Origin of the sequence: Thalassobaculum sp. (assembly GCF_040219615.1) — a bacterium.
Taxonomy (GTDB): Bacteria; Pseudomonadota; Alphaproteobacteria; order Thalassobaculales; family Thalassobaculaceae; genus Thalassobaculum_A.
In genome coordinates this window covers 25,453-40,895 of the sequence record NZ_JAVJSE010000022.1, presented here as the reverse complement: position 1 = coordinate 40,895, position 15,443 = coordinate 25,453, and the positions used below count along the sequence as shown (strand labels likewise).

At 72.6% G+C, this 15,443-nt stretch carries 12 protein-coding genes; 2 read left to right on the top strand and 10 right to left on the bottom strand.

What is annotated here, in order from left to right:
* Positions 1–7: 7 nt before the first annotated feature.
* The 9 genes from RIC31_RS27805 to RIC31_RS12820 form a co-directional block, all read right to left on the bottom strand.
* A complete protein-coding gene (locus RIC31_RS27805) occupies positions 8–1,135 on the bottom strand; it encodes a DUF4167 domain-containing protein (RefSeq protein WP_502990123.1) in 1,128 nt (375 codons plus the stop codon).
* A gap of 183 nt (positions 1,136–1,318) precedes the next feature.
* A complete protein-coding gene (gene prmC, locus RIC31_RS12855; RefSeq protein WP_350107779.1) occupies positions 1,319–2,185 on the bottom strand; it encodes a peptide chain release factor N(5)-glutamine methyltransferase in 867 nt (288 codons plus the stop codon).
* 20 nt (positions 2,186–2,205) lie between these two features.
* Entirely contained in the window at positions 2,206–3,276 is a 1,071-nt protein-coding gene (prfA, locus tag RIC31_RS12850; protein ID WP_350107776.1) for a peptide chain release factor 1, read from the bottom strand.
* On the bottom strand, positions 3,273–4,556 hold the full coding sequence (gene hemA / locus RIC31_RS12845; RefSeq protein ID WP_350107773.1) for a glutamyl-tRNA reductase: 1,284 nt from the start codon (positions 4,554–4,556) through the stop codon (positions 3,273–3,275). The genes prfA and hemA overlap by 4 nt, the downstream gene beginning before the upstream one ends.
* A 9-nt stretch (positions 4,557–4,565) precedes the next feature.
* Complete coding sequence (hisS, locus tag RIC31_RS12840; protein ID WP_350107770.1) at positions 4,566–5,810, bottom strand: histidine--tRNA ligase; 1,245 nt, start codon at positions 5,808–5,810, stop codon at positions 4,566–4,568.
* Between the two features lie 28 nt (positions 5,811–5,838).
* The gene (gene ispG / locus RIC31_RS12835; RefSeq protein ID WP_350107767.1) at positions 5,839–6,963 is read right to left on the bottom strand and encodes a flavodoxin-dependent (E)-4-hydroxy-3-methylbut-2-enyl-diphosphate synthase; all 1,125 of its coding nucleotides are present in this window, start codon (positions 6,961–6,963) and stop codon (positions 5,839–5,841) included.
* A gap of 130 nt (positions 6,964–7,093) precedes the next feature.
* Positions 7,094–8,563, bottom strand: a complete 1,470-nt coding sequence (locus RIC31_RS12830) for a RodZ domain-containing protein (protein ID WP_350107764.1) — start codon at positions 8,561–8,563, stop codon at positions 7,094–7,096.
* Positions 8,564–8,831: 268 nt separating this feature from the next.
* On the bottom strand, positions 8,832–11,087 hold the full coding sequence (gene ptsP / locus RIC31_RS12825) for a phosphoenolpyruvate--protein phosphotransferase (RefSeq protein WP_350107761.1): 2,256 nt from the start codon (positions 11,085–11,087) through the stop codon (positions 8,832–8,834).
* Positions 11,088–11,410: 323 nt separating this feature from the next.
* Positions 11,411–12,640, bottom strand: coding sequence for an aspartate kinase (locus RIC31_RS12820; protein WP_350107758.1), 1,230 nt, complete (start codon positions 12,638–12,640; stop codon positions 11,411–11,413).
* 162 nt (positions 12,641–12,802) lie between these two features.
* On the opposite strand from RIC31_RS12820, the gene ubiG reads away from it, so the two are divergent.
* A complete protein-coding gene (gene ubiG, locus RIC31_RS12815; protein ID WP_350107755.1) occupies positions 12,803–13,639 on the top strand; it encodes a bifunctional 2-polyprenyl-6-hydroxyphenol methylase/3-demethylubiquinol 3-O-methyltransferase UbiG in 837 nt (278 codons plus the stop codon).
* Positions 13,636–14,646, top strand: a complete 1,011-nt coding sequence (locus RIC31_RS12810; protein ID WP_350107753.1) for a Gfo/Idh/MocA family protein — start codon at positions 13,636–13,638, stop codon at positions 14,644–14,646. Before ubiG ends, RIC31_RS12810 begins: the two co-directional genes overlap by 4 nt.
* A gap of 19 nt (positions 14,647–14,665) precedes the next feature.
* Here RIC31_RS12810 and RIC31_RS12805 read toward each other — a convergent pair whose 3' ends face one another.
* On the bottom strand, positions 14,666–15,400 hold the full coding sequence (locus RIC31_RS12805; RefSeq protein WP_350107750.1) for an SDR family oxidoreductase: 735 nt from the start codon (positions 15,398–15,400) through the stop codon (positions 14,666–14,668).
* Positions 15,401–15,443 lie beyond the last annotated feature (43 nt).

Sequence of the window (15,443 nt, the reverse complement as noted above, 5' to 3'; positions counted from 1 at the left end):
GTCGCGATCAGCTCGCGGCGACCGCCCCGTCGTCGTCGATCACCGGCGCTGCCACCGGCTTCTCGGAGCCGCTGTCCGCCTCGACGGCCTTCGGGCTGGCCCGGCGTCGCCGGGGCTTGCGCTCCGGGTCGGCTTCCGGGGTCGCCTCGACGGCGGCAGGGACCGGTGCGACCGGCTCCTCGACCACCGGCGCCGCGCCGCGGGCGGCACGGCCGGAACTCAGCCGCAGGGTGCGCCGGATGCCGTCGGCGTCGTTGCCGTCGGCCGCCGGTTCGGCACGCGCCGCCGGTTCGGCAGGGGCCTCCGGTTGGACAGGGGCCGCCGGTTGGACAGGGGCCGGAGCCGGTTCGGGCGCCGGAACGGCGACGGCGACCGGCGCGGGCTCGCGCGCGGCGGCCGGAGCCTCCACCCGGGGCTCGGCCGACGGGGCCCGCTCGCCCCGGGGCTCGGCGTCGCCTTCGGCGCGGGCCGGACGGCGCTCACCCCGATCGTTGCGCTGATCGTCCCGGTCACTGCGCTCGGCCCGGTCACCCCGGTCGCTGCGCTCGGCCCGGTCACCGCGGTCGTTGCGCTCGGTCCGGTCGTTGCGGTCGCCCCGCTCGGCCCGGTCGTTGCGCTCGCCGCGATCCCGATTGGACCGGTCGCCGCGGTCGCCGTTGCGATCGCCGCCGCGGTCATTGTCGCCACGCGGCCGGTCACCCCGGCCCGACTGGTCGCCCCGGCCCGACTGGTCACCCCGGCCCGACTGGTCGCCCCGGCCCGACTGGTCGCCCCGGCCCGAGTGCTCGCTGCCGTTCCCGTCGTCGCCGGACTCCCGGTCGTCGTCGTCCTGGTCCCACTCGCGCGAGCCGCCGGAGAAGGGCTGCCCCCGGTTCTCGCCGCCCTGGGCGTCCTGGAACGCGGCCAGGATCCGGTAGTAGTGCTCGGCGTGCTGGTAGTAGCTCTCCGCCAGCACGCGGTCGCCGGAAGCGGTCGCGTCGCGCGCCAGGTTCAAGTACTTCTCGTACACCTGACTGGCGTTGCCCCGGATCCGGACGTCGGGACCGTTGCTGTCGTAAGTCTGGTTGCGGTTCGGCGTGCTCGATCGGCGATTGCCGCGACCGCGTCCACGCTTTTGGTGTGGGCCTTGTCTCATGCCTTGTCGCGAGTCCCGTTGTCGATGAACGGACCCCTCGTCCGTTCGGTCACTCGTGCCCCTCTGGCACGGCCCACCCCGCAAAATCGCGGGCCAGCCATGCGGTCATTGGTCGTTCGAGTGAGTGGCGGTACCGGGCCCCTATGGCCTGCGGTACGTGTTAACAGTAGACCGGATTCCGGCCTATTCCAAGTAAAAATCGTTCGTGTTCAGGTAGTCATCAGCAGTGTCGTTCCATTTCAGAACTAACGCTCGCTCAACGCCTCCCAAGTCGCGTCGGGCATGCCACACCGTGAAATTTGCGCCTTCTGCAAGCGCAGATACTACTTGGCGTTGGCCAAGTCCCAATTCAAGCACCACGATTCCTTGTGGCGCCAACAGTCGCGGCAAGAGCCCGAGCAGACTGCGATAGGCATCGAGCCCGTCGGGACCGGCGGCCAGCGCGCCATGCGGATCGAAACGCGCGACCTCCGGCTCCAGTTCCGCGATCGCCGAGTCCACGATATAGGGCGGGTTCGACAGGACCAGGTCGGCGGCGTCCCGCGGCATCTCGTCCCAGTCGGCGGCCAGGAACTCGGCACGGTCCTGCAGCCCGGCCAGCCGGGCGTTCTCGCGGGCCGTCTCGACCGCGCCCGGCAACCGGTCGACGCCGAGCCCGACGGCCTGCGGAAACTCGGTCAGCACCGCCAGCAGCAGGCAGCCGGTGCCGGTGCCGAGGTCGAGGATGCGGCGCGGCGGCGCCCGGTCGGCGAACGCCGCGACCGCCGCCTCCACCAGCGTCTCGCTGTCCGGCCTTGGATCGAGAGTGTCCGGGCCGACCCTGAGGTCGAGCGTCCAGAACGCCCGCCGGCCGAGAATCCGCGATACCGGCTCGCGCGCCAGCCGCCGCTCCAGCAATCCCGCGAAGCGCTCCAGGGCGTCCGCCGGCACCGGCGCCGATTCGTGCGGCCAGACCTCGCGACCCAGGGCGGCGCCCAGCAGCAGCCGGGCGTCGAGCCGGCCGGTGTCGATCCCGGCGCCGGCCAGCCGCCGGGCGGCGTCGCGCAGCACCGCGTCGATCGCCGCCCCGGTCACGTGAGGGTCGCCAGCCGCTCGGCCTCGTCCTCGGCGATCAGCGCGTCGACGAACTCGTCGAGCGCCTCGCCGGTCATAACCTTGTCGATCTTGTAGATCGTCAGGTTGATGCGGTGGTCGGTGACGCGGCCCTGCGGGAAGTTGTAGGTGCGGATCCGCTCCGACCGGTCGCCGGACCCGACCTGGCTCTTGCGGTCGGCGGCGCGCTCGGCGTCGAGGCGCCCGCGCTCCAGGTCGAACAGCCTGGCCCGCATGATCTTCATCGCCTTGGCGCGGTTCTTGTGCTGCGACTTCTCGTCCTGCTGGGTGACCACAAGGCCGGTCGGCAGGTGGGTGATCCGGACCGCGCTGTCGGTGGTGTTGACGTGCTGGCCGCCGGCCCCGCTGGAGCGGTAGACGTCGACCCGCAGGTCGTTGTCGTTGATGGCGACGTCGACCTCCTCGGCCTCCGGCAGCACGGCGACGGTGGCGGCCGAGGTGTGGATCCGGCCCTGCGACTCGGTCACCGGCACGCGCTGCACGCGGTGCACGCCGGACTCGAACTTCATGCGCGCGAACACCGAGTTGCCGCTGATCGTCGCGATCGCCTCCTTGTAGCCGCCGATCTCGTTCTCGGAGACCTCCATCACCTCGAAGCGCCAGCCGTGCAGCTGGGCGTAGCGCTGGTACATGGCGAACAGCTCGGCAGCGAACAGGGCGGCCTCGTCGCCGCCGGTGCCGGCGCGCACCTCCAGGATGGCGTTGCGGGAATCGGCCTCGTCGCGCGGCAGCAGCTGCAGCATCACCTGGCGCTCGAGGTCCGGCAGCCGCGCCTCGATCGCCTCCGCTTCCTCCTCGGCGAGCGCGCGCATCTCGCCGTCGGATTCTGCGGCCAGCACCCGGGCCTCGGCCAGCTCGGCGCGGGTCCGCCGCAGCGTCTCGACGGTCTCCACCACCGGCGCCAGCTCGGCGAACTCCATCGACAGGCGCCGGAACTCGTCGGAATTGAAGCCGTCCGGGCTGGCCAGCCGGGCCTCCAGTTCCTGCGCCCGCGTCAGCACGCGGTCGAGCTTCTCGTCCAGGCTCACTTCCCGTCTCCCTCGGCCCCTCCGGCCGTCCCGCGCGCCGCGTCCAGGCCGAACAGCTCGGCGATCAGGCCGCGGGTCTCGTCGTCCAGCCGGCCGGCGGCGGCGCGCCGGCGCATGGTCTCGCTCGGTGCGTGCAGCAACCGGCCGGCGACCCTTCTGGCGATCGCGTCGGCGTCCGGGCCGTCGCCGATGCCGTCGCGGATCTGCGCTTCCAGATGGTTGCGCAGCCGGGCGATGTCAGGCCCGGCGTCGCGCACCGCCAGGTTCTGGTCGAAGGCGGCCACCGCCTCCTCGACCAGCGCCTCGGCCCTGGCCGCCTCGGCCTCGCGCCCGGCGCGGCCTTCGCGGGTCACCCGCTCCAGGTCGCCGGTGTCGTACACATAGGCCTCGTCCAGCCGGTGCACCGCCGGCTCGATGTCGGCCGGGACCGCCATGTCGAGCAGGAACACCGGGCGGCGGCGGCGCCGGCGCAGCACCGCCTCCATGGTCTCGGCGGTGATCAGGTAGCGCCCGGCGCCCAGCCCGGCGATCACCACGTCGGCCCGGTCGAGCGCGCCGGCCAGGTCGTCGAGCGGGCCGTGATGGGCCTCGAGCTCGGCGGCCGTGACCGCGGCCCGGCGCCGGAACCGGTCGAGCACGGTGAGGTCGTGCAGGCCGGCGGCGCGCAGCTGGCGGGCGACCATCAGCGCGAGCTCGTCGCCGCCGATGAGCAGGCCGCAGCGCTCCGACAGGTCGCCGTGCAGGTCCTGGACCCGCGCGACGGCGGCGGCGGCCAGCGACACCGCGCCCTCGCCGATCCGGGTCTCGGTGCGGACCCGCTTGGCGACCGCATAGGCGGCCTGCAGGACATGGTCGAGCGACGGCCCCCAGGCCCCGAGGTCCTGCGACAGCCGCTGCGCCGCCTTCAGCTGGCCGAGCACCTGGGGCTCGCCGACGACCTGGCTGTCGAGCGCGCTGGCCACCCTGAACAGGTGGCGGACCGCGTCGCCGCCGTCGTGGCGGTACAGGTAGGGCACCAGCTCGTCGCCGCGCAGCCCGACCGGGGCGCCGAGCGCGGTGGCCACGGTCAGCGGCGCCATCGGCCCGTCCTGGAACACCGCCGTCACCTCGACCCGGTCGCAGGTCGACAGCACCAGGGCCTCGCGGACGCCGCGGATGCGCAGGGTGCCGATCACCGCCGCGACCTCGGAGTCGTCGACATACAGCCGCTCCCGAAGACTGTCGGGACAGGTGCGGTGATTGACCCCGATCACCGAGATCGGAGGGGGGGCGACCGTCACGGCGCCGCGCTAACGGAAACGGGCGAGGCTCTCCTCGATCCGGTCGAGAGGGGCCTCGTCCTGCGCCCCGGCGTCCAGGTCGCGGAGCTGCACCATGCCGCGGGCCAGCTCGTCCTCGCCCAGGATCAGCGCCGCCCGGGCACCGACCTTGGCGGCACGCTTCAGGCGCTTGCCGACATTGCCGGTATAGCCGTGCTCGACCGCGAACCCGGCGCGCCGCAGCCGGTGGGCGAGCTTGAGCGCCGCCATCGCGCTGTCGCCGCCCATCGGCACGATGGCGATCGGCCGCGCCGGCTCGGTCACGCCCTCGACCAGCAGCGCCAGCCGCTCGATGCCGGCGGCCCAGCCGACGCCGGGGATCGCCGGGCCGCTCATGGTCTCGACCAGCCCGTCGTAGCGGCCGCCGGCCATCACCGTGCCCTGGGCCCCGAGCGCGTCGGTCACGAACTCGAAGGTGGTGTGGCAGTAGTAGTCCAGGCCGCGGACCAGCCGGGTGTTGCGGTGATAGGCGATGCCGAGGGCGTCGAGCCCGGCGACCACCGCCGCGAAGAAGTCCTTGGAGTAGTCGTTCAGGTAGTCGTCGAAGGACGGCGCGCCGTCGACCAGCCGGCGGTCGCCCTCGTCCTTGCTGTCGAGGATGCGCAGCGGGTTCAGCTCCAGCCGGCGCCGGCTGTCCTCGGACAGGCGGTCGCGGTGGCCGCCGAAATACTCGACCAGGGCGGCCCGGTAGGCCTTGCGGCTGTCGGTGTCGCCGAGGGTGTTCAGCTCCAGGGTGGTGCGCGACAGCACGCCGATGGCGTCCAGGATGTCGGCGCCGCAGGCCACCACCTCGATGTCGGCCTGCGGCTCGGCGGCACCCAGCAGCTCGATGCCGATCTGGTGGAACTGGCGCATCCGGCCCTTCTGCGGCCGCTCGTAGCGGAACATCGGACCCTGGTAGTAGAACTTCGCCGGCAGGTTCTGGGTCAGGCCGCCGGTGATCAGGGCCCGGCAGACGCTGGCGGTGCCTTCCGGCCGCAGGGTCAGCTCCTCGCCGCCGCGGTCGGTGAAGGTGTACATCTCCTTCGCGACCACGTCCGAGGCCTCGCCGAGCGTCCGCTTGAAAACGTCGGTGAACTCGAAGATCGGCGTCTCGATCTCGCCGAAGCCGTAGCGGCCGGAGACCGCGAGCCCGGTGTCCACGATATGGCGGTGCCGTCGTGCCTCCTCGGGCAGGAGGTCGTGGGTACCGCGGACCGGCTGCAGCTTCGACAAGTCAGGAACTCCCGTGATTACTCGGCGGTTACTCGGCCGCCGCCGCCGCGGCGGCCATCTCGGCCTCGATCTCGGCCGCCTTCTGCTCGATCAGCTCGACCATGTGGTCGACCACGTCGGCCTGCTTCAGGCGGTGATGCGGCTGGCCGGCGATATACACCATGTGCGTGCCGTTGCCGCCGCCGGTGATGCCGATATCGGTCTCGCGCGCCTCGCCCGGGCCGTTGACCACGCAGCCGATCACCGACACCGTCATCGGCGTGGTGATGTGGGCCAGCCGCTCCTCGAGCAGGCGGACGTTCTCGATCACGTCGAACTGCTGGCGGGCGCAGGACGGGCAGGAGATGACGTTGACCCCGCGGTGCCGCAGGTTCAGCGACTTCAGGATGTCGAAGCCGACCTTGACCTCCTCCTCGGGCGCCGCCGACAGCGACACCCGGATGGTGTCGCCGATGCCGGCCCACAGCAGCATGCCCATGCCGATCGACGACTTCACCGTGCCGACCCGCTGGGCGCCGGCCTCGGTGATGCCGAGATGCAGCGGATAGTCGCAGGCGTCGGCAAGGCCCTGGTAGGCGGCGACCGCCAGGAACACGTCGGACGCCTTCACGCTGATCTTGAACTCGCGGAAGTCGTTGTCCTCGAGGATCTTCGCGTGGTCCAGCGCGCTTTCGACCATCGCCTCGGGACAGGGCTCGCCGTATTTCTCGAGCAGGTGCTTCTCGAGGCTGCCGGCGTTGACGCCGATCCGCATCGAGCAGCCGTGGTCCTTGGCGGCCTGCACGACCTCGCGGACGCGCGCGGCCGAGCCGATGTTGCCGGGGTTGATGCGCAGGCAGGCGGCGCCGTTCCGGGCCGCCTCGATGGCGCGCTTGTAGTGGAAGTGAATGTCGGCGACGACCGGCACCGAGACCTGCGGCACGATCCGGGCGAGGGCGGCCGAGGACTCCTCGTCCGGGCACGACACCCGGACGATGTCGACGCCGGCGGCCTCGGCCCGCTGGATCTGGGCGACCGTCGCGGCGACGTCGGTCGTCAGCGTGTTGGTCATGGTCTGCACGGTGATCGGCGCGCCGCCGCCGACCGGCACGCGGCCGACATGGATGCGGCGGGACGCACGGCGCTGGATGTCTCGATACGGGCGCACGCTCATGGGGTGCCTCGCGGGGGTCGCGGCGGATGGCCGGATGCGGACCGGCCGGACGATGTCGAGCGCGTTATAGCGAAAGCCGCCCGGTCGCGGAAGCCGCGGCGGGGCCTTCGGCGCGACGCGATCCGATGCCTCAGCGGTTGCCGCCGGCCGCGGTTCCGGCCGACAGGCGCGTCGGGTCGAGCATGACGTTGCGGACCACCTCGCCGAAGTCGCCGAGGCTGGGCGCCGGATTGCCGTCGACCAGGATCTGCAGCGCGCCCGCGTTGCCGGTCGCCAGGCGAAGACCGGCCTGGTCGGGGACCCGGTAGACATCGCCTTCGCGAAGCACCCGGGTGAACAGCGCGGTGCCCTGGGCGTCGCGGACCTGCACCCAGCTGTCGCCGGTGGCCCGGATCATCACCCGGTCGATCGGCCCGGCGGCCGTCCGGTCCGCCGGTACCGCCGCCTCCGATGCGCCGATCAGGCTGGCGATACGCGGGGCTGCCGGGACGTCGTCGCCGGCGCCCGCAGCAGGCGCGGCCGCCGGAGCCGCCGCCTCGGACGCTGCGGTGCCAGTCGCTGCGGTAGCGGTGCGCGTGTCGCTGGCCGGAGGGGCGCTGGCCGGAGGGTCGCTGGCGGGAGGGTCGCCGGCGGATGCCGTGTCCGCCACCGTCTCCGGCGGCGCCGTCACGTCCGGCGTTCCGTCGGCGGCGGCCGCCGCCGGCAAGGAGGAAGAGGCCGTCGGCGAGGTGGTTGCGGTCGGCGCCGCCGCGGTTCGGGGCGCGTCCTGCGGGGCGGACCGCGGAACGCCGCTCCGGGCCGGCACCGACGGCTCGACTGCCGGGATCTGTGCAGCCGGGGCTTGCGCGGCCGGGGCTTGCGCGGCCGGGGCCGATGCCACCGGAACCTGAGCGACCGGACCGGGCGACGCGGTCGGCGTCGGCGGAACCGGCGCGGCCTGCGGGACGGCCTGCGGGATGGACTGCGGTGTCGGCTGCAGCGCCGCCACCGGCGGTGTCGCCGTCGGCTGGGTCGAGGTGCCGCCGGTCGCCGGTGCCGGGACGGCGGGCGCCACTGCCGCCGGGCTGCTGCGCGGGACCGCCACTCCGGCCGGGTTGGCGTCGGCGTAGGTGCCGGCGGCGCGCTGGCCGCTCGCCACCTGCGGCAGCGGCGGTGCATCGCCTTCGATCAACTGCGCCAGCCGCTCCGGCACCGGCGGAACCAGGTCGCGCAGGCTGCCGTCGCGTTCGGATACCCAGTACCAGCCGCCATATGCGCCGCCGGCGAGCACCGCGGCCACCAGCATCAGGACCAGGCCGGGGACCCGGCCCTCCGGCGCCGGCGACGGGAACACCAGCTGGGTCTTGGAGTTCAGTCCGGCCGCCTCTTCCTTGAAGCGCCGCACCGCGGCGTCCGGCTCGAGGCCCAGGAAGGCGGCGTAGGTCCGCACGTAACCGATCGCGTAGGTGATCCCGGGCAGCGCGTCGGGGCGGCCTTCCTCGAGCGCGGACAGGAAATTGCTTCTAATGCGGAGATGCGCGGCGACGTCTGCCAGATCGAGACCGGCGTCCTCCCGGGCTCGCCGCAGTTCGTCACCGACCGACAGCGGTTGTGAACTCATCCCCCGCTCCTCGTTGGCCGGCGGCTCGGAAAATGGGGTCGGACGCCCGGTCGGGCGAACCGCCTCATACGGCTCAACCGATTCGATATCCTTGAACCGGATACGCGACCGTTCCGTCTTCAAAGCCATGGTCCCTCGGACGAATGGCGGACCGCCTGAACGACGCAGAACCCGCCCCTGTCCCGCGGCGTCTGATCTGATAGGCTACCAAGTTACTTCGAATCTGTTGCGATATCAATAAGCTATTGCCGAGACTGGCGATTGGAGTTCAATCGTCCCGAGTGTCGGTCGCATGGTTGTCAGACCAATCGCACAGACGTTCGCGAACATAGTTCTGCAATCTATTCCTGACACTCGATGCCGATAATTTAGTCAAATACTCAACATATTGGCGTAAATCGTTGATGTTCGAAGATATAATGGCCTCCTTTACCGGGCCGACCGAGGCGGGCGACATCGACATCGCGCGATAGCCGAGCGCCGCCAGGACCAACGCCTCGAGCGGCCGGCCGGCCATTTCGCCGCACAAGGTGACCGGGATGCCGGCGGCCGCGCCGGCCGCCACGATCCGCCGCAGGACCTGCAGGAACACCGGGTCGAGGGTGTCGTAGCGGTTCGCGACCCGCTCGCCGCCGCGGTCGGCGGCGTACAGGAACTGGTGCAGGTCGTTGCTGCCGACCGACAGGAAGTCCGCCTCGCGGGCCAGCGCCTCGATCGCCAGGACCAGGGCCGGGACCTCGACCATGGCGCCGACCGCGACGGTCTCCGGCTCGGGAACGCCGCGGGCGCGCGCCCGTTCGAGCTCGAGGTCGAGCAGTGACCGGGCGGCCCGGAACTCGTCGACCGTGGTCACCATCGGCACCATGACGCGCAGCGGCCGGCCGTCGGCGGCCCGGATCAGGGCGCGCATCTGCTGGCGCAGCAGCGACGGCCGGTCGAGCCCGATGCGCAGGGCCCGCCAGCCGAGCGCCGGGTTCTCCTCCGGCTCGTGCTCGAAGGACGGCAGCCGCTTGTCGCCGCCGGCGTCGAGCGTCCTGAAGGTGACCGGGCGGCCCTCGGCGGCGCTCAGAACCCGGCGGTACAGCAGGGTCTGGGCGTCGACGTCCGGGTACTCGCGGCGGACCAGGAACGGGATCTCGGTGCGGTACAGGCCGATGCCCTCGGCGCCGACCGCCGCCATCTGGGTGACGTCGACCAGCAGCCCGGCGTTCATCAGCAGGTTGATCCGCACGCCATCGGTGCTGACCGCGGGCCGGTCGCGCAGCCTGGCGTAGCGGGCCCGCTGCTCGGCGCGCGCCGCCACGTTGGCGCGGAACATGGCGCGGGCGTCCTCGCCGGGGCGCACGAACACCTGGGCATGGTCGCCGTCGACGATCAGTGGGTCGCCGGGTTCGACCTCGCCCAGCAGGTTGGCCAGCCGGCCGACCACCGGGATGTCGAGCGCGCGGGCGACGATCGCCACATGCGCGGTCGCCGAGCCTTCCTCGAGCGCCAGCCCCTTCAGCCGCGACTGGTCGTAGTCGAGGATCTCGGCCGGGCCGAGCGAGCGGGCGATCAGGATCCAGTCGCCTTCCGGTTCGGCCTCGTCGCCCGGCGTGCTCTCCGGCGACAGGTGCTGCATCAGCCGCAGCGCCACATCCTCGAAATCGGCCAGCCGCTCGCGGATGTAGGGGTCCTCGACCCCGGCCATGCGGGCCCGGGTGTCGTCGCGCACCCGCTGGACCGCCGCCTCGGCGGTCAGGCCGCCGACGATGGCCTCGCGGATCCGGCCGATCCAGCCGGCGTCGCTGGCGATGATGCGGTAGGTCTCCAGCACGTCGCGGTGCTCGCCGGCGGCGGCCAGGGCGTCGGAGTCGAGCAGCCGGTCGAGCGACTGGTGCATCGCCGACAGCGCCGTATCCAGGCGATGGGCCTCGTCCTCCGGGTCTTCGGCGACCACCCGCCGGATCACGATCCGCGGCCGGTGCAGGCGGGCCCGGCCGATCGCCAGGCCGCTGCTGATCCGGGTTCCGGCGATGCGCAGCGGCGTGCCGTCGCCACGACCGGTCGCCGAGCCCGGCATGTCGCCGCCGGAGATCATCTCGGCCAGCACCATGGCGAGGGTCTCGAGCGATTCGGCCTCTTCCTCGGTGTATTGCCGCTTGTCGGTGTGCTGGATCACCAGCACGCCGTGCACGCGCTCGGAGCGGCGGATCGGCACGCCCATCAGCGAGTGGTAGACCTCCTCGCCGGTCTCCGGGAAATACGCGAACTTCGGGTGGGTCTGGGCCTCGGCCAGCGCGATCGGCCGGCCGGTCTCGGCGATATGGCCGACCAGGCCCTCGCCGAACTTCATGCGGGTGCGGTAGACCGCCTCGCGGTTCAGGCCCTCGGTGGCGCACAGCTCCAGGACGTTGCCGGTGCGCCGCACGTAGATCGAGCAGACCTCGGCGCCGAGCGCGCCGGCGATGACCTTGACGATGCTGTCCAGGCGCTCCTGCGGCGTGCCGCTGCCGGCCATCACGTCGCGCAGGTGGCGCAGCATCTCGCGGGGGCCACCGCCCCGGTCGACACCCCGGGAGGCGGTGGCGCCGGTCATCTCAGGGCGAGACAATGGACCCCGGCGCGGTCTGCGCCGGTCTTCCGCGCCCGTCCGCCAGGAGGACGGCGCAGCGCGATGCAGGGACATCGGGCAAGCCGGCCGACGCCGAGGACGGGCGCGGAAGACCGGCCCTTCGGGTCACGTCAGGAAGTCCGCCGGACCGCGTCGCGGCGCCTCGCCGATGCGCCGCATCGCCTTCGCCACCGCTCCTGGCCGGCGGGCTTCCTGACGCGACGCAGACCGTGTCGGGACCCATTGCCTCGCCCTCAGACTTCCGCGTCGGCGTCGAGGCCGTAGGCGGTGTGCAGGGCGCGCACGGCGAGCTCGGTGTAGTCGGCGCCGATCAGCACGCTGACCTTGATCTCCGAGGTCGAGATCACCTGGATGTTGATGCCCTTCTCGGCGAGCGTCTGGAACATGGTCTTGGCTACGCCCGGCTGGCTGCGCATGCCGACGCCGACCACCGAGATCTTGCAGACGTTCGGGTCGGCGACGACCTCGCCGAAGGACAGCTCGGCCTTCAGCCTGTCCAGCACGTGGGTGGCGCGGTCCAGGTCGGCCTGGCCGACGGTGAAGGTCAGGTCGGTGGTCTTGCCGTCCTGGCTGACGTTCTGGACGATCATGTCGACGTTCACGGCCGAATCGGAGAGCGAGCCGAAGATCGCACCGGCGACGCCCGGCCGGTCGGGCACGCCGACCAGGGTGATCTTGGCCTCGTCCGGGCTGTAGGCGATGCCGGTGACGACTTGCTGTTCCACGATCTCATCCTCATCGACGACCAGGGTGCCCGGCTTGTCGACGAAGGTCGACAGCACCTGCACGCGCACCCCGTGTTGCATGGCCATGGCGACGGAACGGGGCTCCAGGACCTTGGCGCCCTGGGACGCCAGTTCCAGCATCTCCTCGTAGGTGATCCGCTCGATCTTGCGGGCCCTGGAGACGATCCGGGGGTTGGTGGTGTAGACCCCGTCCACGTCCGTGTAGATGTCGCAGCGGTCGGCCTTGAGCGCCGCGGCCAGCGCCACCGCAGAGGTGTCGGAGCCGCCGCGCCCCAGCGTGGTGATGCGGTCGTCCGGGCCGATGCCCTGGAAGCCGGCGACCACCGCCACCTGGCCCTGGGCGAAGCGCTTCTCCAGCTCGGCGGTCTCGATCTTGCCGATCCGCGCCTTGCCGTGGATGCCGTCGGTGCCGAACGGGATCTGCCAGCCGAGCCAGGAGCGGGCGTTGATCCCGATGTCCTGCAGCGCCATCGCCAGCAGCCCGACCGTGACCTGCTCGCCCGACGCCACCACGACGTCGTACTCGCGGGCGTCGTACAGCCGCGACACGTCGCTGCACCACTTGACCAGCTGGTTGGTGGTCCCGGACATCGCCGAGACCACGACCGCAATCTCGTGGCCGGCCTCGACCTCGCGCCTGACGCGCTGGGCCACGTTCTTGATTCGCTCGACGTCCCCGACCGAGGTGCCACCGAATTTCATCACGATGCGTGCCATCGCGGGATCCGTATCCGAGCCAATGGGGTGCCGCGGCCGGGACGGCGTTTGCTTGCCGGCCACGGGCGGGCGTATCCATATTACTTGCGAGGCCGCCGGGCAAGCGCGCCGCCCCGGGAACGGCCGCGGAAATGCACGTATTGGAGAGGCTGGGAGTCCGCGATGATCGCTGCACTGTGCCGGACCGCGTTCCGGGCCGCCCGCCGGGTCGTCGAGGCGGCCCCCGCCCGCGCCGTCGGCGAGCCGTCGGCCGCCGCCCGCGCGACCGTCGATCCGGCCGATATCGACCGGTTCGCCCGGCTGGCCGGGCAGTGGTGGGACCCGGACGGGCCGCACGGCCCGCTGCACCGCTTCGTGCCGGTGCGCATGGCGGTGATCCGCGACGCCCTGGCGCCGCTGGCGGTGGAGGCGACGCTCCGGCGGCCGCTCGCCGGCCTCGCGGTGCTCGACATCGGCTGCGGCGGCGGCCTGCTGTCGGAGCCGATGACCCGGCTCGGCGCCCGGGTCACCGGGGTCGACGCCGACGCCGCCGGCATCGCCGCCGCGACCGCCCATGCCGGCGAGGCCGGGCTGGAGATCGACTATGTCTGCGCGGCGGCCGAGGACCTGGTCGCCGAGGGGCGGCGCTTCGACGCCGTGGTGGCGAGCGAGGTGATCGAGCATGTCGCCGACCGCGAGGCCTTCGCCGACGCGCTCGCCGAGCTGGTGCGGCCGGGCGGCGCCCTGGTGCTGACCACCATCAACCGCACGCCGCGCTCCTACGGCGCCGCCATCGTCGGCGCCGAATACGTGCTGCGCTGGGTGCCGCGCGGCACCCACGACTGGAACAAGTTTCCCACGCCGGACGAACTGACGGCACTGCTGGCGCCGCGCGGCTTCGCGGTCGAGCCGCCGGTCGGCCTCGCCTACGATCCGCTCGACGGCGGCTTCCGGCAGTCGGCCGACGCCCGGGTCAACTACGCGCTGGTGGCGCGCAAGGCGGAGCCGGGCGTCCCATGACGGCGTCTGCGCCGCTGCGGATCGGCCTGGTCGGGGCCGGCATGATCAGCGGCTACCACCTGACGGCCTGGCGGCGCTGCCCGGGGGCCGAGGTGGTGGCGATCGCCGATCCGTCCGAGGCGGCGGCGCGCGGCCGGGCCGGCGAGTTCGCGGTCGCGCAGGTGTTCGCCGATGCCGACGCCATGATGGACGCGGTCCGCCCGGACGCCGTCGACATCGCCGCGCCGATGGAGTTTCACGCCGGGATCTGCCGGGCCGCCGCCGACCGCGGCATCGCGATCATGTGCCAGAAGCCGCTGTGCCCGACCCTCGGGGAGGCCCGCGCCCTGGTCGCGGAGATCGGCGGCCGGGTGCCGTTCGCGGTGCACGAGAACTGGCGGTTCCGGCCGCCCTACCGCGCGATCCGGCGCTGGCTGGACGACGGGCGGATCGGCCGGGTGCGGGCCTTCACCATGGAGGTGATGACCGGCGGGCTGATCCCCGACCTGCCGGGCCAGCCGCCGCCGGCGCTGCGCCGCCAGCCCTTCATGGCGGGCATGCCGCGGTTCACGGTGCTCGAGGGCATGATCCACCAGATCGACACCCTGCGCTTCCTGCTCGACGGCCTGTCGGTCGCCGGCGCCCGGCTCGCCCGCCTCAGCGACCGGGTGGTCGGCGAGGACACCGCGATGATCCTGTTCGAGAGCCCGGCCGGCGCCATCGGCACGCTGTCGCATTCGCTGGCGGTGCCGGGCGCCGCCCCGCGCAGCAGCGACACCCTGACGCTGATCGGCGAGCGCGGGACGATCGGCTTCCGCGACTGGGTGCTGTCCTGCTCGGACGGCGGGCCGGCCGAGACCTGGGAGCGCGAGGCCGCCTACCAGGCCTCGTTCGACGCGGTGATGGCGCAGTTCGCCGGTTGGCTGCGCGGCGGGCCGGCGTTCGAGACCACGGCCGCCGAGAACCTGGCGACCCTGGCGCTGGTCGACGACGTGTACCGGCTGGCGGGGTGGCCGAGCGAGGGCTGAGCGGCGCGGCCCCGGCGGCTCAGAAACCCCCGGCGACGCGCAGCACCGTGCCGGTCACGTAGGAGGCCGCGTCCGACAGCAGCCAGACGACGGCCTCGGCGATCTCCTCCGGCTCCGCCAGCCGCTGCAGCGGGATGCGACTGCGCACCCGGGCCGGCCGGTCGGGCTCGCCGGCGGCGGCATGGATGTCGGTCAGGGTCGAGCCGGGCGCCACGGCGTTGACGCGGATCCCGCGGCCCGCCACCTCGCGGGCGAGGCCGAGGGTGAAGGCGTCGACCGCCGCCTTCGAGGCGGCGTAGTGGACATACTCGCCGGCCGCCCCGGTGGTGGCGGCGACCGAGGACAGGTTGACGATGGCGCCGCCTTGGTTGCCGAACCGCCTTACCGCCTCGCGCGCGCACAGCATGCTGCCCAGCACGTTGACGTCGAGGACCCGGCGCAGGGTTTCGGTCTCGACGGTCTCGAAGCGGCCGATCGGACCGGTGATCCCGGCGTTGTTGACCAGCGCCCGGACCGGGCCGATCGCGGCCTCGGCGGCGTCGAACAGGTCGCGGACGCCGCGCTCGGTGCCGATGTCGGCCTGCACGCCGACGGCGGTTCCGCCGGCGGCCCGGATCGCGGTAACGACGGTCTCCGCGGCCTGCGCATCGCGGGCGTAGTTGACGCAGACCCGGAAGCCCCGGCCGGCGGCGAGGCGGGCGGTGGCGGCGCCGATACCCCGGCTGCCGCCGGTGACGATCAATCCTGTCGGCATCGGCTGCGTGCTCCCTGTCCTGTGTCCGTCCCGGGCGGTGGCG

Bases quoted from the DNA above. Each gene is read 5' to 3' on its own strand.
- RIC31_RS12830 (WP_350107764.1), bottom strand. From the start codon at position 8,563: ATGAGTTCACAACCGCTGTCGGTCGGTGACGAACTGCGGCGAGCCCGG.
- RIC31_RS12810 (WP_350107753.1), top strand. From the start codon at position 13,636: ATGACGGCGTCTGCGCCGCTGCGGATCGGCCTGGTCGGGGCCGGCATG.
- ubiG (WP_350107755.1), top strand. From the start codon at position 12,803: ATGATCGCTGCACTGTGCCGGACCGCGTTCCGGGCCGCCCGCCGGGTC.
- RIC31_RS12805 (WP_350107750.1), bottom strand. From the start codon at position 15,400: ATGCCGACAGGATTGATCGTCACCGGCGGCAGCCGGGGTATCGGCGCC.
- ispG (WP_350107767.1), bottom strand. From the start codon at position 6,963: ATGAGCGTGCGCCCGTATCGAGACATCCAGCGCCGTGCGTCCCGCCGC.
- ptsP (WP_350107761.1), bottom strand. From the start codon at position 11,087: ATGCTGCGCCACCTGCGCGACGTGATGGCCGGCAGCGGCACGCCGCAG.
- RIC31_RS12820 (WP_350107758.1), bottom strand. From the start codon at position 12,640: ATGGCACGCATCGTGATGAAATTCGGTGGCACCTCGGTCGGGGACGTC.
- RIC31_RS27805 (WP_502990123.1), bottom strand. From the start codon at position 1,135: ATGAGACAAGGCCCACACCAAAAGCGTGGACGCGGTCGCGGCAATCGC.